Source organism: Pandoraea anhela, from assembly GCF_902459655.1.
Classification (GTDB): Bacteria; Pseudomonadota; Gammaproteobacteria; order Burkholderiales; family Burkholderiaceae; genus Pandoraea; species Pandoraea anhela.
On the sequence record NZ_CABPSB010000019.1, the window covers coordinates 1 to 22526 of the forward strand.

At 64.4% G+C, this 22526-nt stretch carries 18 protein-coding genes; 12 read left to right on the forward strand and 6 right to left on the reverse strand.

Annotation, left to right across the window (positions count from 1 at the left end; all coding sequences use genetic code 11):
- Nucleotides 1–236: 236 nt before the first annotated feature.
- Both PAN31108_RS21035 and PAN31108_RS21040 read left to right on the forward strand, forming a co-directional pair.
- Complete coding sequence (locus PAN31108_RS21035; protein WP_150670722.1) at nucleotides 237–734, forward strand: DUF2946 family protein; 498 nt, start codon at nucleotides 237–239, stop codon at nucleotides 732–734.
- Between the two features lie 435 nt (nucleotides 735–1169).
- Entirely contained in the window at nucleotides 1170–3242 is a 2073-nt protein-coding gene (locus tag PAN31108_RS21040; RefSeq protein WP_150670802.1) for a TonB-dependent receptor family protein, read from the forward strand.
- 106 nt (nucleotides 3243–3348) lie between these two features.
- On the opposite strand, the gene PAN31108_RS21045 is transcribed toward PAN31108_RS21040, so the two are convergent.
- Nucleotides 3349–3921 (reverse strand): cytochrome b, encoded by a 573-nt coding sequence (locus tag PAN31108_RS21045; protein WP_150670723.1) that lies wholly within the window; start codon nucleotides 3919–3921, stop codon nucleotides 3349–3351.
- A 587-nt stretch (nucleotides 3922–4508) separates the two neighbouring features.
- Here PAN31108_RS21045 and PAN31108_RS21050 point away from each other — a divergent pair.
- A complete protein-coding gene (locus PAN31108_RS21050) occupies nucleotides 4509–5342 on the forward strand; it encodes an aldo/keto reductase (protein WP_150670724.1) in 834 nt (277 codons plus the stop codon).
- Nucleotides 5343–5410: 68 nt separating this feature from the next.
- Nucleotides 5411–6694 (forward strand): NAD(P)/FAD-dependent oxidoreductase, encoded by a 1284-nt coding sequence (locus PAN31108_RS21055; protein ID WP_370819702.1) that lies wholly within the window; start codon nucleotides 5411–5413, stop codon nucleotides 6692–6694.
- A 184-nt stretch (nucleotides 6695–6878) separates the two neighbouring features.
- Here the strand turns inward: PAN31108_RS21055 and PAN31108_RS21060 are convergent, their stop codons facing one another.
- Nucleotides 6879–7880: an LLM class flavin-dependent oxidoreductase gene (locus PAN31108_RS21060; RefSeq protein ID WP_150670726.1), complete on the reverse strand. Its 1002-nt coding sequence runs from the start codon at nucleotides 7878–7880 to the stop codon at nucleotides 6879–6881.
- Nucleotides 7881–8037: 157 nt separating this feature from the next.
- Between PAN31108_RS21060 and PAN31108_RS21065 the strand changes: the two genes are divergently transcribed.
- The 3 genes from PAN31108_RS21065 to PAN31108_RS21075 all read left to right on the forward strand — a co-directional run bounded on the left by PAN31108_RS21065 (nucleotide 8038) and on the right by PAN31108_RS21075 (nucleotide 11331).
- A complete protein-coding gene (locus tag PAN31108_RS21065) occupies nucleotides 8038–8490 on the forward strand; it encodes a winged helix-turn-helix transcriptional regulator (protein ID WP_246184070.1) in 453 nt (150 codons plus the stop codon).
- A 372-nt stretch (nucleotides 8491–8862) separates the two neighbouring features.
- Nucleotides 8863–9882: a patatin-like phospholipase family protein gene (locus PAN31108_RS21070; RefSeq protein WP_246184076.1), complete on the forward strand. Its 1020-nt coding sequence runs from the start codon at nucleotides 8863–8865 to the stop codon at nucleotides 9880–9882.
- Entirely contained in the window at nucleotides 9883–11331 is a 1449-nt protein-coding gene (locus PAN31108_RS21075) for a GntP family permease (protein ID WP_150670728.1), read from the forward strand. It abuts the gene before it with no gap.
- A 172-nt stretch (nucleotides 11332–11503) separates the two neighbouring features.
- Here the strand turns inward: PAN31108_RS21075 and PAN31108_RS21080 are convergent, their stop codons facing one another.
- Both PAN31108_RS21080 and PAN31108_RS21085 read right to left on the reverse strand, forming a co-directional pair.
- The gene (locus tag PAN31108_RS21080; RefSeq protein WP_150670729.1) at nucleotides 11504–12484 is read right to left on the reverse strand and encodes a M14 family metallopeptidase; all 981 of its coding nucleotides are present in this window, start codon (nucleotides 12482–12484) and stop codon (nucleotides 11504–11506) included.
- A gap of 176 nt (nucleotides 12485–12660) precedes the next feature.
- Complete coding sequence (locus tag PAN31108_RS21085; protein ID WP_150670730.1) at nucleotides 12661–13980, reverse strand: MFS transporter; 1320 nt, start codon at nucleotides 13978–13980, stop codon at nucleotides 12661–12663.
- 321 nt (nucleotides 13981–14301) lie between these two features.
- On the opposite strand from PAN31108_RS21085, the gene acnA reads away from it, so the two are divergent.
- The 4 genes from acnA (at nucleotide 14302) to PAN31108_RS21105 (ending at nucleotide 19709) form a co-directional block, all read left to right on the forward strand.
- On the forward strand, nucleotides 14302–16932 hold the full coding sequence (gene acnA / locus PAN31108_RS21090; RefSeq protein WP_150670731.1) for an aconitate hydratase AcnA: 2631 nt from the start codon (nucleotides 14302–14304) through the stop codon (nucleotides 16930–16932).
- A 37-nt stretch (nucleotides 16933–16969) separates the two neighbouring features.
- On the forward strand, nucleotides 16970–17866 hold the full coding sequence (locus tag PAN31108_RS21095; protein WP_150670732.1) for a GntR family transcriptional regulator: 897 nt from the start codon (nucleotides 16970–16972) through the stop codon (nucleotides 17864–17866).
- Between the two features lie 96 nt (nucleotides 17867–17962).
- Nucleotides 17963–18694: an ABC transporter substrate-binding protein gene (locus PAN31108_RS21100; RefSeq protein ID WP_150670733.1), complete on the forward strand. Its 732-nt coding sequence runs from the start codon at nucleotides 17963–17965 to the stop codon at nucleotides 18692–18694.
- Nucleotides 18695–18860: 166 nt separating this feature from the next.
- The gene (locus PAN31108_RS21105) at nucleotides 18861–19709 is read left to right on the forward strand and encodes an IQM protein middle domain-containing protein (protein ID WP_150670734.1); all 849 of its coding nucleotides are present in this window, start codon (nucleotides 18861–18863) and stop codon (nucleotides 19707–19709) included.
- Here the strand turns inward: PAN31108_RS21105 and PAN31108_RS21110 are convergent.
- A complete protein-coding gene (locus PAN31108_RS21110; RefSeq protein WP_174995087.1) occupies nucleotides 19706–20497 on the reverse strand; it encodes an AraC family transcriptional regulator in 792 nt (263 codons plus the stop codon). The two genes, PAN31108_RS21105 and PAN31108_RS21110, sit on opposite strands and share 4 nt — an antisense overlap.
- 130 nt (nucleotides 20498–20627) lie before the next feature.
- Between PAN31108_RS21110 and PAN31108_RS21115 the strand changes: the two genes are divergently transcribed.
- Complete coding sequence (locus PAN31108_RS21115) at nucleotides 20628–21734, forward strand: FAD-dependent oxidoreductase (RefSeq protein ID WP_150670736.1); 1107 nt, start codon at nucleotides 20628–20630, stop codon at nucleotides 21732–21734.
- Between the two features lie 42 nt (nucleotides 21735–21776).
- Here PAN31108_RS21115 and PAN31108_RS21120 read toward each other — a convergent pair whose 3' ends face one another.
- The gene (locus tag PAN31108_RS21120) at nucleotides 21777–22421 is read right to left on the reverse strand and encodes a helix-turn-helix transcriptional regulator (protein ID WP_150670737.1); all 645 of its coding nucleotides are present in this window, start codon (nucleotides 22419–22421) and stop codon (nucleotides 21777–21779) included.
- Between the last annotated feature and the right edge of the window lie 105 nt (nucleotides 22422–22526).

Consider the following 22526-nt stretch of genomic DNA (forward strand, 5'->3'; position numbering starts at 1 on the left):
GGCGCTAAAGATGAAGACCCCGGCCGAGGCATTCGCTTTAGCCGCTTAACCTGTGCAGGTTTTGCTAGGTCAATACAGATGCGTCAAATTGTCGCGTCTTCCCTACATGCGAACGCAAAGCATTTACGCCGTGAGACGACAGCACCTACAATGCCTGGTTCCCTGAGGTTCGCCGTTATCCGATGACGTCGTGACGTCATCTCGAGACCTCGAATATCCTTATCCCCGGCCAAGGCATGCGCAAGCTCCGTCAGCATCGCGTCGCAATCGGGATCGCCTTGCTGGCGATCCTGCTGGCAGCGCTCATGCCTGCGATTGCGCAATGGCGAGCCGCGACGCTGCAGGACCCGTTCGCGGTCTATTGCACTGTGCGGGGCACGCAGGCTTCACTCGGATCGAAGACAACGCCGCGCGCCGACGCGCAGCGCGCACCAGTGCACGACGGCCATGCCGGTTACGACGACGCCCAGGCGCCGCCCGCTCAGGCCCAACCGTCGGCACTGCACGGCAGCCACGGTGGCGACAACCATGCCCTCGCCTCTGCCGACCACTGGGAAAAGTGTGGGTATTGCGCACTTTGGGCGCATCAGCCGCTCGTCGCCACGACTTTTCATACCCCTGCACCTGCCACGCACGCTGGCATCGATGCCGCCCCCGGCGCATTGGCGCCGCACCACCTGCGCGCCCGCTTCTCCGACGCGTTAGCGCGCGCGCCGCCGTCTCTGTCCGCCTGATCGCTCCGACCTCCGGGCATTGCCTGTCAATGCCGGCGGCGACTGCCGAACGCACTACGCACTCCGATCGCCCATGCCGTCGTCCACGTTTATCGCGTGGAGGCGTCGCGTGTCGCGTCTATAAGAATCGCGTCAGTGACGATCGTCACCCCACGTTCATCAGGCGACCGTCGTACGGTCGCGAGAGAGACATTCATGTCACGTTTCATGACGCAGAAGCCGTTGCAAACGGCCATCGCGCTCGCCCTCGCCTCACTGGGCGGCACCGCACACGCACTCACTAACGATCCCGCCGCCACCGGTCTGAGCGTCGCCGTCGAGGCGACTCATGCCGCGACACATAAGGGCAACGCCACGGGCAAACCCACGGACGCTCACACGAGCGCGGTCGCACCCGGCGCAATCACGGTCTCCTCGACGTCCGCATCCGCATTCATGCTGGCGCAAGCGACGACCCCATCGGTCAACGCAATCGCCGCAGTCCCCACCGTCTCCGACCAGGCCGCTGCGCCGGTGGCGACACTGCCGGCGACAAACGTCACCGCAGCGGCCGAATCGCTCACCTCACCGAGTGTCGATGAGCAGAAGGCGAACCTCTTTCAGACAGCGGGCTCGGTCGGCTTCGTCGATGCGAACACCTATCAGAACACCTACGCCTTCAACCTGCGCGACGTGCTCAAGGACAGCCCCGGCGTGTTCGTGCAAAACCGATACGGTCAGGAATTGCGGGTATCGATCCGTGGCTCGGGCATCGCACGCGGCTACCACGTTCGCGGCCTTGAAATTCTGCAGGACGGCATTCCGACGAACTCGGCAGACGGCAGCGGCGACTACTATCAGATCGATCCGATGGGCCTGCGATCGACCGAGATTTTCAAGGGGGGCAACGGCCTCACTTACGGTTCGACAACGCTCGGTGGCGCGCTGAACTTTGTAACGCCCACCGCCTATACAGCAGATGCCCCGAACCAGTTCAGGGTCGAAGGCGGCAGTTTCGGCACCGTGCGTGCCAGCGGCCAGATGTCGCGCATCTTTGGCCCTGTCGATGCGCTCGCAACCGTCACGCTCAATCGCTCCGACGGCTATCGGGACCATGCCAGGGGCAATTACGCTCAGATCAACGCGAACATCGGCTACAAGTTCTCGCCACGCGTGGAAACGCGATTCTTCTTCGGCGCGTACATCGTCGATCAGAAGCTGCCCGGCACGCTGTCCCTGTTCGACGCGCTCAACAATCCCACGAAAGCCGCCGCTTCGGCCGTCTCCGGCGATCAGGCGCGCAACACCCGTACCGAACGACTCGGCAACCTGACGACGCTGCGATTCGACGTCGGCCAACTCGACATCGCTTCGTGGGTCATCCACAAGAGTCTGTATCACCCGATCTTTCAGGTCATCGATCAGGACGGCTGGACTTACGGTGTCGCACCGCGCTACACGGCCAACCTGACGCTCGCCGGCATGCGCAACGACCTGATCGTGGGCGCGCGCTTCTTCGGCGGCAATACGAAAGCGGATCAGTATGTGAACGTGAACGGCAACCGCGGTGCACAAACGCTCGATGCCCGTCAGAGCGCGTACAACTATGAGGCGTATTTCGAGAACCGCCTGTTCTTCCTGCCAACGCTCGGCCTGATGGTCGGCGCAAAGGCATACCGGGATGTTCGCCAGTACATCGATTACGGCGGTGTGCCGGGCGACGTCAACTATCGCTCGACAAGCGCCGCCTACTCGGGCGTCAATCCGAAAATCGGTTTGATCTGGGAGCCACGCAAGGACGTTCAGGCATTCATCGACGTGACCCGTAGCGCCGACGTGCCCGACTTCACCGACCTGTCGCAGACGTTTGGCGCCACATCGCGCTTCGTTCCGCTGGCGTCACAACATGCGTGGACCATTGAAGCCGGCACGCGCGGCAAGCTCGATCGCGTGGCGTGGGACGTCACCGCGTATCGCTCGCTCGTGCGCGATCAATTGCTTCAGTACACGACGAATCCCGACATTCCCGCGTCCACGTTCAACGCGAACAAGACAGTCTTGCAAGGCCTCGAAGTCGGCGCGTCCATCGATTTGTTAAAGAACGTTGTGGCCACGGGGGATCGTGTCACGCTGTCGCAGATCTGGAACTACAGCGACTTCCGGTTCCAGGACGATCCGCAGTACGGCAATAACCGGATCGCCGGCGTGCCGACGCATGTGCTGCGCACCACACTCGGCTACGCGCTCACGAATCGCTTCCAGATCTCGGCATCGCTCGACTGGGTGCCGACCGGCGCCTGGGTCGACTATGCCAACACGATGCGTGTGCCCGGTTACACGCTGATCGGCTTGCAGGCGTCGTATCTGGTGCAGCGCGGCGTGACGTTCTACGTCGACGCTCGCAATCTGACCGACAAGCGTTACGTTTCGGACTTCAGCACGGTCACGAGTGCCCGCACGGCAAATACGGCCGTTTTCTATCCGGGCGATGGCCGCAGTGTGTTCGCTGGCGTACGGTTCGCATTCTGACCATACGCACCGCTCACCGTCGCGAACGCCAGTCGACGCGTCACCCATGCGCAACGCCTGTTAAGGCGTTGCGCACTCCGTGCATTTTCGCTACGGCGACAAGCGCTCAGAGCATGCGACGCAGCGTATCGTCGCGACGGAAATAGTGATGCCATAGCGCCGCCAGGGCGTGCAGCCCGATCACCCAATAAAACGCGCTTCCCAGCGTCTCGTGAATTTCCTTGATCGACCGGCGCAGTGCATCGTCCTTGTCGACGAACTGCGGCAACGCGACATCGAGCCCCGGAATCGTCAATACGTGTCCACCTGCATTCAGCGTGAGATAGCCCAGCACGGGCTGCGCGAACAGGAAGACATAGAGCAGCAGATGGACGACGGACGATCCCACGCGCACCAGCCATCCTTGCCCCGGCAACGCCGCCGGCGCCCCTTTGACGAGCCGCCAAAGCAGCCTGGGCACTGCCAGCACCAGTACGGCGATCCCCGCCCACTCGTGAATCGTCATCGACAGCGCGCGCGGCGCACTGCCCTTGGGCAGGTATCCCTTGGTGATCACCGCCGCATAAGCGATCACGATCAGCAACGCGACCGCCCAGTGAAAGAAGATTGCAGGCGGTGCATACCGCTCGATAGACATGAGCGGCGCGCCGAGGGAGGGGTACTTGATCGCTTTGGCCATCTCGGGGGGACTCCTCTGCTGTTTAGGGGGCGCCCCCATTATCGCGTTCGTCCCATGTCACGAAAAGGTCGCAAATCGTCACATTTTGTTACTCGAACTCTCTCCCGACATTCGGATTCCTCCTTCCCATGGGTCGACGCGCAATGCCGACAATATGCCCTCGGCGCTTACCGTCACGTGCGGGGCGCCTCATCGATGAACCTCCTTGGCCGGCGCACCTCCGGCCGGCCTTTAAAGCCCCGCCTGCGGGGCTTTCTTTTTTTGTCGCAACCACCCGAGGCGCAAACCGGCACATCGAGAGCCGATGCACATCGCTGGAGCCATCACCGAGCCGTCTCGCTGCGGAGCAACATTCGCAATGTGCATCGGTGAGGCCAGCTTATCCTGGCAAGCCGGCTAAAGGTCTGTGAACTATCCGAGAGATTGAGGGTACGAATGCGAAAGCGGAGATGTCTGTACTGCGTCTAGGACGAATCCGAGGCAAAAGATAGGACGGCACCTCGAAGTGTTGCGCACAGCCCTCAAGACACTGGTCATCGCTCGACTTGCAGGCTGATAATGGTCACCAAAATCCAGGAGGACAGATCATGCGAAACATTACTTTCCCTCAAGGCAGCACCGTACCGGTTCTCGGTCAGGGCACTTGGATGATGGGCGAAAAACCTGAGCGGCGACGTGAAGAAATCGCGGCGTTGCGACTGGGAGTGTCGCTGGGTATGACGCTCGTGGACACAGCGGAAATGTACGGCGAAGGCGCAACGGAGCGTCTGGTTGGCGAAGCGCTCGACGGTCTGCGCGACGAAGTGTTTCTCGTCAGCAAGGTGTATCCGCACAACGCGTCGCGGCGCGGCGTGATCGCCGCTTGCGAGCGAAGCCTCTCGCGCTTGCGCACCGATCGCATCGATCTCTACCTGCTTCACTGGCGTGGCGACGTACCGCTCGAAGAAACGATTGCCGGCTTCGAAGCGTTGATCGGCGCGGGCAAGATCCGCCAATGGGGCGTGAGCAACTTCGATACGGACGACATGGAGGAACTGTTCGAGGCACCGGGGGGCGATGCGTGCGCCACCGATCAAGTGCTGTTCAACCTCTCGCGACGTGGTCCCGAGTACGATCTCGCGCCATGGCTCGCAGCCAGAAAACGCCCGATGATGGCTTACTCGCCGATCGAACAGGGACGACTGCCGACGAGCGGCGTGCTCGGCGAGATTGCCCGCAAACGCCACGTCGAGCCGCTACAGATTGCGCTGGCGTGGGTCCTGAGCCGGCCGGGTGTCATCGCCATTCCGAAGGCCGGGTCCGAAGCGCATGTGCGCGCCAACCGCGCGGCCCACGACATCGAACTGACGGCCGAGGAATTCGCATTGCTCGATCACCACTTCGAAGCGCCGTCTCGCAAACGTCCGCTGGAAATGATCTGAGCGCTTGCAAATTTTGAGGGCGCTCGGCCGTACGCGCCCAACGCAGTACACTAAGCGCTTCCGAATTTTTGCAGGACGGCTTCATGAGCGATTCACGTCCCGTCGTCGTTATCGGGGGCGGTTTGGTCGGCGTGTGTACCGCCGCCTATCTTCAACGTGCCGGTCATCGTGTCACGATCGTCGATCGGCAATCGGCACGTCAGGCCGCCTCGCTTGGCAACGCCGGTTGCATCAACGGTTCGTCGGTCGTCCCGATCGCCATGCCCGGTGTGCTTTGGCAAGTTCCCGGCTGGCTGATGCAACCGGACGGGCCGCTCGTGCTGCGCTGGCGCTATCTGCCGCGTATGGTGCCGTGGCTCACGCGCTTCGTCGTCGCCAGTCAGCCGGCACAAGTTGCAGCACAGGCACGTGCGTTGCGCGCCCTGCTCGGCCCCGCGCTAGATGCCTATCAGCCGTTGCTGGACGATGCCGATGCAAACGATCTGGTCACGCGTCGCGGCTACCTGATCGCATACTCCAGTGAGCGCGGCATGACGGGAGACGAGGGCGGAATGGCGCTGCGCCGAGACAACGGTGTGCAGATAGAAACGCTGGATGCGGGTGCCCTCCGCGAATTCGAGCCGACGCTGTCGAACGACTTCATCGGTGCGCGTTATATCAGCGAGACGGGGCATACCTCGGATCCGGGTGCGCTGCTTGCGCGTTTGACGGCGCAAGTGGTGACGCGGGGCGGTCGTATCGTCGATGCCGCCGCCACGGCTATCGAGACCAACGGCGCGCGAGCCGTCGCGGTACACACCGATAAGGGCCGGGAGCCGGCAAGTGCGGTCGTCGTCGCGGCGGGGGCGTGGTCGGCACCATTCGTGCGTCAATTGGGCGACAGCATCGTCTTCGACACCGAGCGCGGCTATCACGTGGAGATACCCACGCCGCAGGAAATGCCGTCGCGCCCGGTGATGTGGGCGGAAGGCAAGTTGTTTGCAACGCCGATGGCGGGCCGTCTGCGCGGCGCGGGCACGGTTGAGCTGGCCGGGTTGAAAGCCCCGCCGAACTGGCGGCGTGCCGATCTCCTGTTAAGTCAGTTGCACAAGATGTTCCCCGGTGCGGTGCAGGGCGTGAAATCAACGCAATCGGTTGACGGTGCACGCTGGCAGGGATTTCGTCCGAGCACGCCCGACTCTTTGCCGGTGCTCGGTGCGGCGTCGAAGGTGCCGAATGCGTTTTATGCGTTCGGCCACGGGCACGTCGGACTGACGGCAGCCGCATCCACCGGTCGCGCGATCGCCACGCTGGTGAACGGAGAGCGACCCGCCATCGATCTCTCGCCGTTCTCTATCGGACGATTCCGCTGAGGGACCACTGACCTGGCGGCAGCACGCCGATGTCAGACGGTGTTGGCTTTGCGGACATCGGCGCCGCCGGCGGCTCGTTAGCGGTGGCGCTCAGCAGCCCTCACCCCGCTTTGGCCAACCGGGATGCGCCAGCACACCGAGGGCGCATCTCGCGACGATCAATTGACGGTCACGCGCTTGCCGCTCAGCCCTGGCACACGGACGCGACGATGTCGCACGAACGCAGGCGGAGCGCCGGGTCATAAATGTCGCTGACGAGCATCAGCTCATCAGCCTGCGTACGCTCGACGAGATCGGAGAGCCCGGCCTTCACGCGCTCGGGCCCGCCCACGACCGCCACGCCGAGGAATGCTTCGACCGAATGCTGCTCAGCCGGATCCCAACGCTCGTCCATATCGCTCACCGGCGGCTGCAACTTCAGGCTCTGTCCGCGCATGAGCGCCAGAATCTTCTGTTGTGACGATGTCGCCAGGAACGCCGCCTCTTCATCGGTCGGGGCGGCAATGACCGGTGCGCCGACCATCACGTACGGCTTGTCCAGCACGGCCGATGGGCGGAACAGTTCGCGGTAGATACGAATCGCGTCGAACAGGAAACGCGGCGCGAAATGCGATGCAAACGCATACGGCAGGCCCAAATGCGCCGCGAGTTGCGCCGAGTAAAGCGACGAACCTAGCAGCCAGACAGGAATGTCGCTCCCCGCCCCGGGCGTGGCCACGAGACGTTGCCCCGGCTGTGCAGGCGCGAGCAGTGCTCGCAACTCGGCCACTTGCTCGGGGAAGTCGTCGCCGTTGCCCAAACGGTCGCGGCGCAGCGCGCGCATCGTCGCCTGATCGGCGCCGGGCGCGCGTCCCAACCCCAAGTCGATGCGCCCGGGATACAGCGCCGCCAGCGTGCCGAATTGCTCCGCGATGACCAGCGGGGGATGGTTCGGCAGCATGACGCCGCCCGAACCCACACGAATGCGCGACGTTTTGTCCGCCACATGACCGATCAGCAGCGAGGTCGCGGAACTGGCGATGCCGTCCATGTTGTGGTGCTCGGCCAGCCAGAAACGCGTAAATCCCAGCCGCTCGACATGCTGGGCGAGTTCCGTGGACTGTTTCAGGGCTTCGGCCACCGTGCCGCCGGCGCGCACCGGCACCAGGTCCAGCATCGAGAGGGCTGTCTTCGACAAACTGCTCATGGGGTTCTCCGTTAGCTCGTGCGCGCTCGCACCACCGGTCCGATGACTTCAGGTTCACTCACACGGGGTGACGCGCACTATCGCCACAAAGTATAGTGACGAAGGGTCGAAATCCCCAGTAGGCACCTTTTAGTTGAATAGTCACCATTTAGTTACCATGAACACTCGCGAACCCTTCGTCTTCGAGGAAACCTGCGTGCCGCGTCGCGTGCTAGAACTCTTCAGCGTGAAGTGGACGAGCATGGTGCTGTACGCATTGCAGTGCGGCACCACGCGCACCGGCGAGTTGCAGCGTCGTCTGCCCGGCATTTCGAAGAAGATGCTCACGCAGACGTTGCGCGAACTGGAGCGCGACGGGCTCATCCACCGCGAGGTGTACGCCGTCGTGCCGCCTAAGGTCGAGTACTCGCTCACCCCATTGGGCGAATTGTTCATCGAGCCGATCGAGATGCTTTACCGCTGGGGCAACCAGCACGCCGATGTCCTCGCACAACTGAGCCTTCGCCGTGGAAAGCCCACGCAAAAGGGGACTGTCGGCGCAAACGACAACATCGACAATATCGACGAGAGCGAAGACAGCGACGACGACATTCCCCCCGGGAACGCCTAGGACACCGAAGCCAGTCCCTAGCAGCAACACCGCCACATCGCCCTACAGCCCTATTGCCCTATTGCTCTATTGCCCTCACGGCCCACGCTGCGCGATAGCGTCACCTCACCATGAGGTTGCCCAATTCATGTTTATCTGAGACAGTGGTTATGTTGCAGCGCAAACTGCGTACCTACTGCAACCGTACTCTCGTAACGAACCCCGCGGCCAGCGCCTACCGGTGCGGTGCCGCATCGCCGAGGGATCATGCCACGCTCCCCATCTACCCAACGGGCGCAACACACGCCGCCGTCCGCACGCACGGCTAGCGCTTCCCGTACGTCCGCCCGCGCACGCGCGACCGGCCTCACCACGCTGCCCATCGACCTCGCCCTGCAAGGCGGCGGCGCACATGGGGCATTCACATGGGGCGTGCTCGACCGCCTGCTTGAAGCGATCTCGCACGACACGCCCCACGCACCGTTCCATATCGAGGGCATTTCCGGGACGTCCGCCGGCGCCATGAACGCCGCCGTGCTGGCCACCGGCTACGCTCGCGGCGGCCCCGAGGCCGCACGCGGCGCCCTCGAACAGTTCTGGCGGGACGTCGCTCATGCGGGCCGCTTCAGCCCGCTGCGCCGCTCGCCGCTCGACATCGTGCTCGGACGCTGGTCGCTGGATAACTCGCCGTTCTTCATGTTCTTCGATCTGGCGGCGCGCGTCGTCTCCCCATACGATCTGTCCCCGCTCGAATTCAATCCGCTGCGCCGTCTGTTGGCCGACCACATCGATTTCGACGGCATCTCCCAAGCGGCCGACGCCAACCCGATTCAGCTTTTCATCACCGCGACCAACGTTCGCACCGGGCGCGGCCGCGTCTTCCGCAACACGGAAATCACGCCTGACGTCATGCTCGCCACTGCCTGTCTGCCGATGCTATACCGGGCCATCGACATCGATGGCGAACCCTATTGGGACGGCGGCTATGCAGGCAATCCGTCGATCACGCCCCTGGTGCGCGAAACAGCGTCGTGCGACACCATCCTCGTGCAGGTCAATCCGGTCGAGCGGCACGACGTGCCTCGCTCGGCGCGCGAGATTCTGAACCGCGTCAACGAAGTTTCGTTCAACGCCACGCTGCTCAAGGAATTGCGGATGATCTCGGTGCTGCGTCAGGTCGTGGACGCGGGCAGCGACGAAGGCAAGCGCTGGGCGCAAATGCGCATGCACCGCATCGCCAGCAGCCTAATGACGACGCTCGGTTACTCGTCAAAGCTCTCGGCGGAATGGGACTTTCTCGTGATGCTGCGCGATGAGGGGCGCCGCTGTGCCGACGCCTTCCTTCGCGAGCACGGCGCCGATCTCGGCCACCGTTCGTCATTGGATCTCGATCCGCTTCAGGAGGCCATCTGAATGGAGCTTGCCGGCATTCTGATCGGCCTGGCGCTACTCGTCTGGCTGGCTTATCGCGGATGGAGCGTGCTGCTGCTCGCACCTGCGGCGGCCATGCTCGCCGCCGCGCTCTCCGGTGAACCGATTCTCGCCCACTGGACGCAAACGTTCATGCAGAACGCCGCGCGATTCGTCGCGCAATTCTTCCCGCTGTTTCTGCTCGGCGCGCTTTTCGGCAAGTTGATGGAGGACAGCGGCGCGGTGCGCGCCATCGCCGCGTTCCTCACGGACAAACTCGGCGCACGGCGCGCGATGTTCGCCGTGGTGCTCGGCGGCGCGCTGGTCACTTATGGCGGCGTAAGCCTCTTCGTGGCGTTCTTCGTGCTCGCGCCGATGGCCCACGCGCTGTTCCGCGAAGCGAACATTCCCGTGAGGTTGATGCCCGCGGCGATTGCGCTGGGCACGTCGACCTTCACCATGTCGGCAATGCCGGGCACACCGGCCATCCAGAACGCGATCCCGATGCCCTTCTTCGGCACCACACCGTTCGCCGCGCCGGGGCTGGGATTGATGGCCTCCGCGATCATGCTCGGCGTCGGGCTCTGGTGGCTTGCGTGGCGCGAAGCGCAGGCGCGCCGCGCCGGGCACGGTTATGCGGAGAAAGAAGTCTGGGACAAAGCGGCCGACCCGACGGTCGTGCGCGAACGCGCCAGCGTGGCGCGCGAGTTCGATCCGGCGGAAATCGAGCAGGGCCATCGCAGCGACGCCTTGCCGGGCATCGTCACCGCAGCGCTGCCGTTGCTCGTCGTGATCGGCGGCAACTTCGTGATGAACGTCATCGTGTTCCCGCGACTCGACGCGCGCTTTCTCGCGGAGCCGCGATGGGGCGGCATCACGTTGCAAAGCGTGGCGGGTGTGTGGGGGGTCTGCGTGGCGCTCGCCAGCGCCATCCTCGTGCTGATCATCCTGCAATGGCGACGTCTGCCCGCCCTGCGCAAGACGATGGACGCAGGCGCCAACGCCTGCGTGCTGCCGATCATGTGTACGGCGAGCCTTGTCGGCTATGGCGGCGTCATTGCGGCGCTGCCGGGCTTCGAACTCGTACGCGACTGGGTGCTCTCGATCGACGGTGGGCCGCTCGTCTCGGTGGCCCTCTCCGCGAACCTGCTCGCCGCAATCACGGGTTCGGCATCGGGCGGGTTGACGATTGCCCTCGACGCGCTCGGCCCGGCCTACGTCAGTCTGGCCGCGCAGCACGGCATCGACCCCGCGCTGATGCACCGCGTGGCCGTGATCGCCTCCGGCACACTCGACAGCCTGCCTCACAACGGTGCGGTCGTGACACTGCTCGCCGTGTGCGGCAGCACGCACCGCGAGAGCTATCTCGATATCGTCATGACGAGCATCGTGAGTGCGCTGATCGCGCTGGTCGCGGTGATCGTCGTCGGTTCGCTGGTGGGGACGTTCTGAGATCGACATGTGAGGCATCGTCGCGAGCTTCGCATCAGTCCCGTGCAACCGTCCCGCGCACGAACCCGGCGCGCTGATGCCTCACGCTCGACGATCGCAGACGCAAGAAATCGGGCCGGGGCGATACCGGCCCGCCTTCCCTCCCGGCGCTTGAAAGTGTTGCCCGCAAACCTCAGCGATCGAGCAGTCGCCCCAGACGCATCATCGTCACGTTCACGCCGAGGTGACGCATCGACGGCTGCACGATCACGCAGTTGTCGTACGGCGTGACGATCACGTCATCGCCATCGCGAGCGATCTCCGTGCCGGCCTTCTCGATCACTTCGAGTCCCGTGAATGGCTGAGAGAAGCGAAAGTCCATCGAGCGCGCCACAACCGGCTGCGTGATCTCCACGAACTTTTGCGATGCCGGTGTTTGCGTCAGGAACGGTGCGACGTCCGACTCGGCAACGACCCCGGCGTGACGCAGGAAGCGTGCAGCGCTGTCGAGCGCCACGTCGCGCGCGCTCCTGGCGAAGTGCTGCCCCGTCTCGATGAGCAGCGCATTCTTCGCGCTGGCCGGATCCCCGAAGCCACCGTAATCGCGCATACGCGTGCCGTTGGCGTGGCCCTTGTCGATGATGACGTGCTCGGGCGTGCCGAGTTCGGCCGCCAGCGCAATCGCCTTCTCCAGGGGGCCGGTCATCATGAGCGGTGCGGACGCCTCGTGCATCGAGTGGATATCGAGCAGCAGATCGACCGTATCGATGAACGGGCGCATCGCCCGTGCGCGTGCCAGTTCACGGCTGTGACGCTCGCCGTCGAGCGTTGACGGCGTCCACACGCGATTCATGTCCTCGTCGAGAAAACGTGTGGCGTCCGCATTCTCCGCGCTGAATTGTTCGTAGGCGCCGACATTCCCGAAGCCCAGCGACAGACGTCCGGCCGTGGGGCGCAGTCCGGAGGCGAGCAGCGCATCGACGGCAATCGCGCCGCTGACTTCGTTGCCATGCGTGAGCGCGAGAATCATCACATGCTTACCGGGCTTGCCGCTATCGAACGTATGCAGATAGTCGATACCGGTGTTGCCTTCGCGCCAACGCGTAATGTCGGGGAACGAGACTTCGATGGGGTACGCCGGCAGTGCGGCGCGGATCGCTTCGAGCGTGGTCATGGAGAGTGCTCCGCAGGGGAATGCCACAGAAAAAGTGACGACGTCGCGCAAGGGATGACAAGGGGAGATGCGGACGTCGTCGATGCGGCGGAAATCAGTGCATCGGGTGTGGGTGAGAACGCCTGTCAGGCAAACTTCAGACGTTCATCGGACATGTCGCGAACGGTGTCCCGACCTCAGGCCTGCGTGGCGCGCGGCGAACCGTGCGTCACACCGACGATCTTGCCGGCCCGCACCCGACGGGCGAGCGCCGTGACGGCCGCGATACTGAGAACGGCCGTCGCCATCACGTAGAAGCTCGGGGCGAGCTTGTTCTGCGTGGCGTCGATGAGCCAGGTCACGATAAGCGGGGCGAAGCCGCCGAAGAGCGTGACCGAGAAGTTGTACGACAGCGCCAGTCCGGTGCCTCGCGTACTCGTCGGGAAGATATCGGCGAGCAGCGCAGGCAGCGGCGCGAGACTCACGGCGATGAGCAGGCCGACCAGCGCCTGCACCAGCAGCAACGTCTGGAACGTCGGGTAGCGGTTGAGCAGGACAAACAGCGGATAGGTTGTGACACCCACGGCGATGAGCGCCCAGAGCATCACCCGGATACGGCCGAAACGATCCGACATGTGGCCGACGACGGGCGCCGCGATCATCAGCATGACACCGGTCGCGACCGCGCCGACGAACGACGACGTCGCCGGAATGTGCAGTTGCTTGACCGCATACGTCGGCATGTACAGCTTGTGGACGTAGTTGAACGCGGTGGCTGCGGCAACGACGCCTGCGCCGAGCAGCATGTTGGCGCGGTCGCGACCGAAGACTTCGCGCAGCGGCGACGTCTCCCGCTGCGTCTCGCCGAGCTTCTTGAAGTCGGCGGTCTCGTCGATGTTACGGCGGATGTAGAGACCGACCGGCCCGATGAGCAGCCCCACGGCGAAGGCGATGCGCCAGCCCCATGCGCTCAGTTGATCGGCCGTGAGCAGCAGGCTCAGCAGTGCCGAGACGCCGGCGGCGAGCACCGTTGCGAGGCCTTGCGTGGACATCTGCCAACTCGCGAAGAAGCCGCGCCGCTTCGCATCGGCGTGTTCGACCATGAAGGCCGTGGCCGCGCCGAATTCGCCGCCCGTCGAGAAGCCTTGCAGCATGCGCGCGACGATGATCATGAGCGGCGACAGAATACCGATCTGCGCGTACGTCGGTGCGAACGCGATCATCGCGGTGCCGATCATCATCAGTCCGATCGACACCGTGAGCGACGCCTTGCGGCCGGCGCGGTCGGCGTAGCTGCCGAGGATGATCGAGCCGAGCGGACGCGTGACGAACGAGATGCCGAACGTGCCCACGGCGAGCAGCAGCGAGGTCGTCGCGTCGTGGGCGGGGAAGAACAGCTGACCGATGGTGATGGCGAAGTAGCCGTAAATCAGCAGGTCGTAGAACTCAAGTGCGTTGCCGATACTCGCCGCGCAGATTTCGCGCCACGGGTTGTGGGGTTGGGTGTTGCCGGTCATTCCGTGCTCCTCTATATCCCTTTAATCGCGCTATACCGCTGGCGTTGGCATCGATATGTCGACGCCCGTGAGCGCGAGGATGCGCGTCGAGCCGTCTGCCAGTCTCAGGAGGCGCAGTGTAGGGGGCGAAAAAAGCCCCTCCGTGCCGTTTCGGCACGCAAAGGTGCTGATTGGGGCGACGGCTGCTGCGGGTATCCGACGACCGGACGAATGACGTTCGACGCCCCGAAATCGCCGGACGTCAGGGCAGCACAGCGGCATGGCAGCCATGCGTCATTTGCTTTGTTGCATTTTTATAAAAAAATATGCAAACTGCGAAACATGAAAAATGCCCTCCTCCTTCCCGACACGCTGCTTGCGCTGGGCGGCGCGACTTATCGATTCGTGGATTTGCCGACGATGTTCGGCGACGTGCTGCCGCGCCTGCCGGTCGTGCTGCGATTGATGCTCGAGAACGTCGTGCGCAATCTCGACGGCGCGGAGCGCGACGCGGCCGTCGCCGGCGTGCTGGGCTGGCTGGAACATGGCACCAGCGAAGCAGAAATCGCGTTTCAGCCGACGCGCGTCCTGATGCACGACACGACCAGCACGCCGGCGCTCGTCGACATTGCCGCCATGCGCGATGCACTGGCTGAGGCTGGCGTCGATCCCTCCGTGCTCAATCCGACCCTGCGCGTCGATGTGTGCGTCGACCACTCGCTCGCCGTCGAGCACACGCGGCGCGCCGACGCCGCCGAGCGCAATCTCGAGATCGAGATGCGTCGCAATGCGGAGCGTTATCGCTTTCTGCGCTGGGCGTCGAAAACCCTCGATGGCGTGCACATCAATCCGCCGGGCACCGGCATCATGCACACCATCAATCTCGAACAACTCGCCACCGTGGTCACGCAGCAGACAATCGACGGCCAGACATGGCTGACGCCGGACACGCTCATCGGCACCGACAGTCACACGCCGATGATCAACGGCATCGGCGTGCTCGGCTGGGGGGTGGGCGGACTGGAAGCGCAAACGGTCATGTTCGGCATGCCGGTGATGCAACGGATTCCCGACGTCATCGGCGTGAGGCTCACGGGACGCCTGCCCGCCGGCACGTCCGCGACCGACCTCGCCCTGCGCGCGACGAACGCCTTGCGCGATATCGGCGTGTCCGGCGAGTTCGTGGAGTACTTCGGCCCCGGGGTCTCGACGCTCACGGCCGGCGAGCGCGCCGTCGTCGCCAACATGGCCCCCGAGTACGGCGCGACCACCGGTTACTTCCCGGTCGACCACACCACGCTCGATTACCTGCGCGCGACCGGCCGCGCCGAGGCGCTGATCGCGTCTGTGGAGGCCCTTTATCGACGCGCCGGTCTGTGGTTCGACGCCCACAACACGCCGCGTTACACCCGCGTGATCGAGATCGATCTCGGCACCGTCGAACTGCACGTCGCCGGGCCGCGCCGCCCGCAGGACCTGTTGCCTTACGCCAAGACGCGAAACGCCCTGCGCAACGTCGCCGGACAACCGGCGCATACGTCGGCCTCGCTCCCCGTCTGGCCCGTCGCCATCGCGGCGATCACCAGTTGCACGAACACCTCCGACCCGGCGCAACTGATCGCGGCGGGACTCGTCGCGCGGCGTGCAAGGGCGTTGGGGTTACGCGTCGCCGACTGGGTGAAGACGTCGCTCGCGCCCGGCTCGCCCGCCGCCGTCGATTACCTGCAACGCGCCGGACTCACGGACGACCTCGCCGCCGTCGGCTTCGATATCGTCGGCTTCGGCTGTACGACCTGCATCGGCAACGCCGGGCCGCTGTCGAGACCGATCGCGCAGGCCATCGCAGACAAATCGGCATCGCCGGTGGCCGTGCTCTCGGGCAATCGCAACTTCCCGGGACGCGTGCATCCCGATCTGAACCTCGGCTTCATCATGTCGCCGCCACTGGTCATCGCATACGCGCTCGCCGGGTCGGCCGCAATCGATCTCAGCACGGCCCCGGTGCAGACGACACCCGACGGGACGCCCGTCTACCTGAAGGACCTGTGGCCCACGCGTGAGGAAGTCGATGCGCTCGTCGCGTCCGGCACGCGTGCCACGGACTTCAGATCGGCATTCGCCATCGCGTCGTGCAACCCGATGTGGTCGGGGCTCGATGCGCCGCAGTCCGCCCGCTTCCCATGGCGTCCCGAGTCCACGGCGTTACGGCGCCCGCCCTTCGCTTCCCTCGATGCCGGCACACAGTTGGGCGACTACAAGGCCTACCCGTTGCTCGCCCTGGGCGATGACGTCACGACCGATCACATCTCGCCGGCCAGCGCGATCCCGAAGCAAAGCGATGTCGCCGATTTCCTCGTGGAAAAAGGCGACGACCGCAACGATCTGAACGTTTTCGCATCGCGTCGCGGCAACTGGGAAGTGATGGTGCGCGCCGCGTTCTACAACAAAACCCTGGTGAACCTGCTGGCCGACGATCTGCCCGTCGCGCACACGGTTCATGGACCGAGTGGCGATGTCATGTCGATCTTCGAGGCCGCACAACGCTATCGTGCGGCCGGCGATTCGGTCGTGCTGCTCGCAGGGGCGCGCTACGGCACGGGATCGTCTCGCGACTGGGCCGCCAAGGGCCAGCGTCTTCTGGGGATTCGGGCGGTAATTGCGGTAAGCTTCGAGCGTATTCACCGTTCCAATCTGATTGGCATGGGCATTCTGCCGCTGCGGTTTCCCGCAGGCATCGACCCGGTCACGCTGGCGATCCGGCCGAACGACACGATTCACATTGCCGCCAACGCCGAGGCGATCTCGCCGCGCGGGTCCGTCGAAGTGCGCATCGAACGCGCGCACGGCGGCAGCGAGACGTTCATCGCCACCGCCGCTGTCGAGACCCGCCTCGAGGTCTCGCTGTTGCGGCAAGGCGGCGTGATTCCGTCGATTCTGCACCGGACGCTGGCGCAACACGCCAGGGCCGCGTGATGGCGAATTGCCCAATGCCGGTCGCGATGTCTCCGCGATGAAATCCGAGCGCTCTATTGCCACACAAATCCTCGATCTGATTCGGGCCGAAGCCATGCCGGTCGGGCAGCATTTGCCCGCGCAGATGCTCGCGGACAAACTGCGCATCTCCCGCTCTCCGATCAACGAAGCCCTCGCCTTGCTTCACGAGAAAGGCATTCTGGTGCGCGAGCGTAATCGCGGGTATTTCCTGGCGCAAGCGGTGCCGACGTCGGACACCGACACGGCGCAATCGCTGGGGCTCGACGAGACGGATGTCGTCACCAGCACCTACTTCCGGATCGCCGACGATTTACTGCGCGGCCAGTTGCCCGGCGAGTTTTCCGAGCAACTGATGCGTACGCGCTACGGACTGACGACGACGCAGCTGGCCGCCGTGCTCGGACGCATTCGCGACGAAGGCTGGGCCGAGCGCAAACCCGGCTATGGCTGGCAGTTCTCGTCGATGCTGACCACGCCCGACAGCCTCATCCAGACGTATCGCCTGCGGCTTGCGATCGAACCTGCGGCGCTGCTGGAGCCGGGCTACCGGCTCGACCCGAAGGTGCTCGAACGGCTTCGCGCGGCGGAACGGCATCTGCTGGACGGCGGGATCGAGACCGACACGCCCGACCAGTTGCACGGGCGGGGCGTGCGGTTTCACGAGTCGCTCGTCGAAGCGTCGGGCAATCCCTTCTTCGTCGACACGATGCGACGCGTCACCCGCGTGCGGCGACTGCTGTCTTACCGTTCGATGCAGGACCGTGCCCGCTACCGTCCCCATGCGCAACAACATCTGGACATTCTCGAGTTGCTCGCGCGCGAGCGCAATGAGGAGGCGTCAGCACGGCTGCACGACCATCTGAAGCATACGATCGACGCCATCGGCAAGATCGCCGGCCTCCTCAAACCTTAAGCCTTAAACGTTAAACCTGAAATCTCGAACCTTGAACCCCGACCGCTAACCTTTCGCACCCTGCGCACCCTACGCACCTACGCACGACTCCCGACCATGACGACCGACTCGACCCTTCTTGCCGCGTTTGCGCCGACCGGCGTACTGCGCGCGTGCATCAACCTCGGCAATCCGATTCTGGCGGGCACCGACGCCCAGTCCAGACCCGTCGGCATTTCCGTCGATCTGGCCGGAGCGCTGGCGAAACGGCTCGGCGTCGAACTCGACCTGATCGTGGTCGATGCCGCCGGCAAGTCCGTGGAGACGGTCACGAACGAGCAGGCGGACGTCGGCTTCTTCGCCATCGATCCGCGTCGCGCGGCCACCATCGGCTTCACGTCGCCCTACCTCCTCATCGAAGGCTATTACCTCGTGCGCGACGCGTCGCCCGTCCAGACCAACGCAGATGTCGATCGGGCCGGCACGCGGGTCGTCGTCGGCCAGGGCAGCGCTTACGATCTGTTCCTCACGCGCGAACTGCAACACGCCGACATCGTGCGCGCCCCGACGTCGCCCGCTGTCGTCAAGACGTTCATCGACACCGGCTATGAGGTGGCCGCCGGCGTGAAGCAGCAACTGGCGCAGGATGTCGCGAACCTGAGCGGTTATCGTCTGCTGAACGAGCGGTTCATGGTGATTCGTCAGGCAATGGGCCTGCCGATCGCACGCGGCGAAGCGGCCTTGACCTACCTGAAGACGTTCGTGGAAGACATGAAACGCGAAGGCTTCGTGGCAGAGGCCATGCAACGTCACGGCATCTCCGGTGTGAGCGTCGCGCCCGCCGAATGAGCTGATTTCGTTGGTTTTGCCGTTGGTTTTGCCGCTCGTTTTGCCACAGGCCGCAGGCTTCGCCTGCGTCGCCATGACTGCGCCCCCGTCACCGCCGTCGACCCATGCCGGTTGCATGCTTCAAGGGTGCGCGGCGTGAAGCCGCACGTCAGCCCTTCGAGCGAATATGGAAAAGATTCCGAGCCGTGGATTGCCGCTCCCGCCCCTCCAGATCACGCCGCCCTCGCAGGCCCGGTCCGGGGCAACGCATGTCCCGCAGGGACTTCCCACGGCGAATGCCACCAACCCGCTGCTGAGTGGCTTGCCGGTCAGAGCCCGGCGCTCGCCGAGCCCCCCGCCGGATACCGCCGACCACTCGGATAGCGATTGCAGCATCGAAATCGTCATCGAGGAAGTCGAGCCGGAATCGCCGCTCCCATCGGAGTCGCCCGGCGCACGGCGTCCGAACCGGCTCGCCCCCGGTCTCGATCACAACAACCTGACGATCTTCGGCGCAGCGCGCGTGGAAATGGAAGTCAGCGATCGTCCCACGCTTTTCAAGCATCTTCAGCCCCTGGACGGTCGGCATGCCGGTGAAGACCGCGGAGTCTCGTTCGAATCGAAAGTGACGTACCTGAAACCCGCCGAACGGGCTCAGTACAAAGTCTCCGTGCAAAACGGCCTGATGGTCGGTGCCGACGGCCGCCCCATCGACACGCGAGATGCGTCGCGTCGCCCCGGAAAAAACCCGGAGCGCGCCATCTTCGTGATGGACAGGCACGGCGACATCTACCTGTCGAAGCAGTTCCAGAAGGGGCGGTTTCATCATTCGAGCTTTCTCGCGGGGCAGCCCGTCGCCGCGGCGGGCGATATCCGTATCGAGAACGGCAGGGTCACGGACGTATCGCGCACCAGCGGCCATTACCAACCGACGAGCCGGCACTTGCAGCAGTTCGTCGATCATCTGACGAACCTCGGCGTGCCCGCCACGTACCACGTGCACGACAGCAACTCGACACCCGCCGATTCGGTTTAGGCGCGGGGCCTTCCGATGCCCACGTATTTACCCGGCGTCACACCGAACGCCATGCGGAACATGGCAATGAAATTGCTCGGACTCGCGTAGCCCAATGCATCGGCGATAGTCGACACCGATTCGCCTTCCGAGAGCATCTCGACGGCGCGCATCAACCGCGCCTGCTGACGCCATTCGGACAGCGTCATGCCGACCGACGCGGCAAACAGCCGTCGCGCGGTGCGCGTCGAGAGTCCCGCCATCGAGGAGAGCGTCTCCAGAGAAAGCTCCCGGCCCGGCGCCTTCAGCACGAGTTCGGTCATCTTCAGCAGCCGCTTGTCGCTGGGCATCGGCAAGTGCAGCGGCTCATGCCGCGCCGCCCGGATTTCATCGATCAGCACGGCAACGACACGCTCGTCCTCCTGCGACGCCGCCGTTTCCGTGCGCCACGCCGCCACCCGCTCGATCAACGCTTCGAACAACGCGCCGACGGATAACACTTGCGGGCGATCGGGCAGCGTCGCGCAGTACGCCGGTGCGAGCAGGATGTTCGAGCCGGTTCTCACCCCCGTGAGTTCGCCCCAATGCATCAGATCCGGGGGAATCCACACCGCCCGTTTGGGCGGCAGCAACCACGCCCCGAACTCGGTACGGATGTGGAAGTGTCCTGCGGCGATATAGATCAGTTGCCCCTGCGGATGCTGGTGCCACCGGTTCAGACGACTGGCGCCTGCGGTCCGCGCGCCGTCCATCCCGAAACCGTTCAGAACGTGGCGTTGAGGCTTGGTTTTGGCGGTCGGGGCAGACATGCGCGTGTCGTGGGGAAGATGGCCGATTTTCAGCATATTTTGACCTTGTGCGGATAACGCATCAATCCCGACGGCCGATAGAGTCGTGCTGAAACGCTACGGATGTGGCTCGCATGAGAGGAAAATCGCAATGTCGCAGAAACCCGCCATCGTCATCGCCGGCGCAGAGCCCGCCGGGCTGGTCGCCGCCAACATGCTTTACCGTGACGGATTCGACGTCACGGTCTTCGAATCGGACACCAGTGCAACGTCGCGCGATCAGGGCGGCATGCTCGACCTCCACGTGCCGGACGGCCAACTCGCGCTGAAAAAGGCGGGCTTGCTCGACGCCTTCATGGCCGTCGCCCGTCACGACGACCAGGAGATGCGCGACATCGACTGGGCAACGGGTCGGGTGCTGCGCGAAGACATCCCGGCGCCGAGCACCGGGGAGCGCCCCGAGATCGACCGTCTCGCGTTGCGCGAACTGTTGCTCAAACCGTTGCCGGCCGGAAGGGTCGTATGGGGCGCCCGTATCGCGACAGTCAGCCGGACACCTCGCGGGCGCCGTGTCGTGCACCTTCAGGACGGTCGCACTCACGAATGCGATCTCGTCATCGGGGCCGACGGCGCAGGCTCCGCCGTCAGAGCCGCGCTCACCGACGTTCGCCCGGTCTATACGGGCGTAACGTTCGTCGAGTTGTGGATTTCGGATGTGGACCGACGACACCCCGCCATTGCCAGGCAGGTCGGGCGCGGAACGCTCATGTCGCTGGGCACCGGGCAGGCGAAGGGAACGGCACTCTTTGCACAACGTAACGGTCACGCTCTGGTGCGGAGTTACGCCGCATTCAGCACCGATGCCGACGACACCGATCGCCCCGAGAAGACGCTCGCCGGCCTCACGAAACAGGACCTTCTCGCCCGCTTTTCCGGCTGGTCGCCGACGCTGCTCGCGTTGATCGAGAACGCCGAGCGCATCGCCGCCGTGCGCCCCATCGTCGCGCTGCCTGCCGGCACGCGATGGCCTGCAACGCCCGGCCTCACACTCGTGGGCGACGCGGCGCACGTCATGCCGCCGATGGGCATCGGCGTCAATCTCGCCATGCTCGACGCCGCCGAACTCGCCGAAGCCGTCGCGAGCCGAGCCGACTGGCAGGCCGCAGTGCAGGCGCAAGAGCGCGCCATGCTCGATCGCGCCGCCGACACGAGCGAGCCATGCATGAGCGCCTTCAGAGCGTGGTTCGGCCTGATGTGATGGCTGGACGAGCCGCCCGTGACGCACGCGCAACGCGCACCGTCACGACGCTTCGGACGCCGTTGCCGACTCGATGAGGTATTGGCAAATGAGACGGTCTTCGCGAATGCAATGTTCGCTCGCCGGGCGGCCCGTCGCTTCGGAGAAGAACGCCGCCAGCGCACGGCAAACGCACGGCTTGTCGCGCGTCACCCCACCCAGCGGGCAACGGTAGTTACGCACCATGACGCCGCCATCCACGGGCAGGGCCTCCGTGCTGGCGCCCAATGCGTCGGCCGCCGCCATCGCCGCCGCCAGACGGCGCTCGAAGTCCGTGCCGCCATTCGTTGACGTCGGCAGCTTCGTGAGCCCCGCTTCCTGCGCCAGCCGTCGCCCCGTCGTCTCAAGAATGCGGTTGAGCGTTGCCGGGTCGAGATCGGCGTCCAGCACCGAGAGCAGTCCCGCGAGAAACACCGGGTAAGCGCTCGACCCCAGATCCTCGCTCCCCGGCGCCGCTTCGTAGACGATGGCCGGTTTGCCCGGCCCACCGCTTTGCACCGATTTCGCACGACGCACCACCCCCTCGGCTTCCAGCACTTTGAGCTGGACGTTGATCGCATTGCGCGTCACGCCCAGCCGCTCACACAACTGAAGCACCGTCAGCGGCTCACGCTGGAGCAGTCCGAGGATGTCGTTTTTGGTCGTCACTGCACCGTCGCTAAATGAAGAAGATGTGACGGATTATAGCTTCTGACCATAACCACAATAAAAACCATAAAGACAATTGTTATTGTCATTAATGCAGCAGAACCC

Coding starts and splice junctions, on each gene's coding strand:
- PAN31108_RS21035 (WP_150670722.1), top strand. CDS start 237: ATGCGCAAGCTCCGTCAGCATCGCGTCGCAATCGGGATCGCCTTGCTG.
- PAN31108_RS21040 (WP_150670802.1), top strand. CDS start 1,170: ATGCTGGCGCAAGCGACGACCCCATCGGTCAACGCAATCGCCGCAGTC.
- PAN31108_RS21045 (WP_150670723.1), bottom strand. CDS start 3,921: ATGGCCAAAGCGATCAAGTACCCCTCCCTCGGCGCGCCGCTCATGTCT.
- PAN31108_RS21050 (WP_150670724.1), top strand. CDS start 4,509: ATGCGAAACATTACTTTCCCTCAAGGCAGCACCGTACCGGTTCTCGGT.
- PAN31108_RS21060 (WP_150670726.1), bottom strand. CDS start 7,880: ATGAGCAGTTTGTCGAAGACAGCCCTCTCGATGCTGGACCTGGTGCCG.
- PAN31108_RS21065 (WP_246184070.1), top strand. CDS start 8,038: ATGAACACTCGCGAACCCTTCGTCTTCGAGGAAACCTGCGTGCCGCGT.
- PAN31108_RS21075 (WP_150670728.1), top strand. CDS start 9,883: ATGGAGCTTGCCGGCATTCTGATCGGCCTGGCGCTACTCGTCTGGCTG.
- PAN31108_RS21080 (WP_150670729.1), bottom strand. CDS start 12,484: ATGACCACGCTCGAAGCGATCCGCGCCGCACTGCCGGCGTACCCCATC.
- PAN31108_RS21085 (WP_150670730.1), bottom strand. CDS start 13,980: ATGACCGGCAACACCCAACCCCACAACCCGTGGCGCGAAATCTGCGCG.
- acnA (WP_150670731.1), top strand. CDS start 14,302: ATGAAAAATGCCCTCCTCCTTCCCGACACGCTGCTTGCGCTGGGCGGC.
- PAN31108_RS21095 (WP_150670732.1), top strand. CDS start 16,970: ATGAAATCCGAGCGCTCTATTGCCACACAAATCCTCGATCTGATTCGG.
- PAN31108_RS21100 (WP_150670733.1), top strand. CDS start 17,963: ATGACGACCGACTCGACCCTTCTTGCCGCGTTTGCGCCGACCGGCGTA.
- PAN31108_RS21105 (WP_150670734.1), top strand. CDS start 18,861: ATGGAAAAGATTCCGAGCCGTGGATTGCCGCTCCCGCCCCTCCAGATC.
- PAN31108_RS21110 (WP_174995087.1), bottom strand. CDS start 20,497: ATGTCTGCCCCGACCGCCAAAACCAAGCCTCAACGCCACGTTCTGAAC.
- PAN31108_RS21115 (WP_150670736.1), top strand. CDS start 20,628: ATGTCGCAGAAACCCGCCATCGTCATCGCCGGCGCAGAGCCCGCCGGG.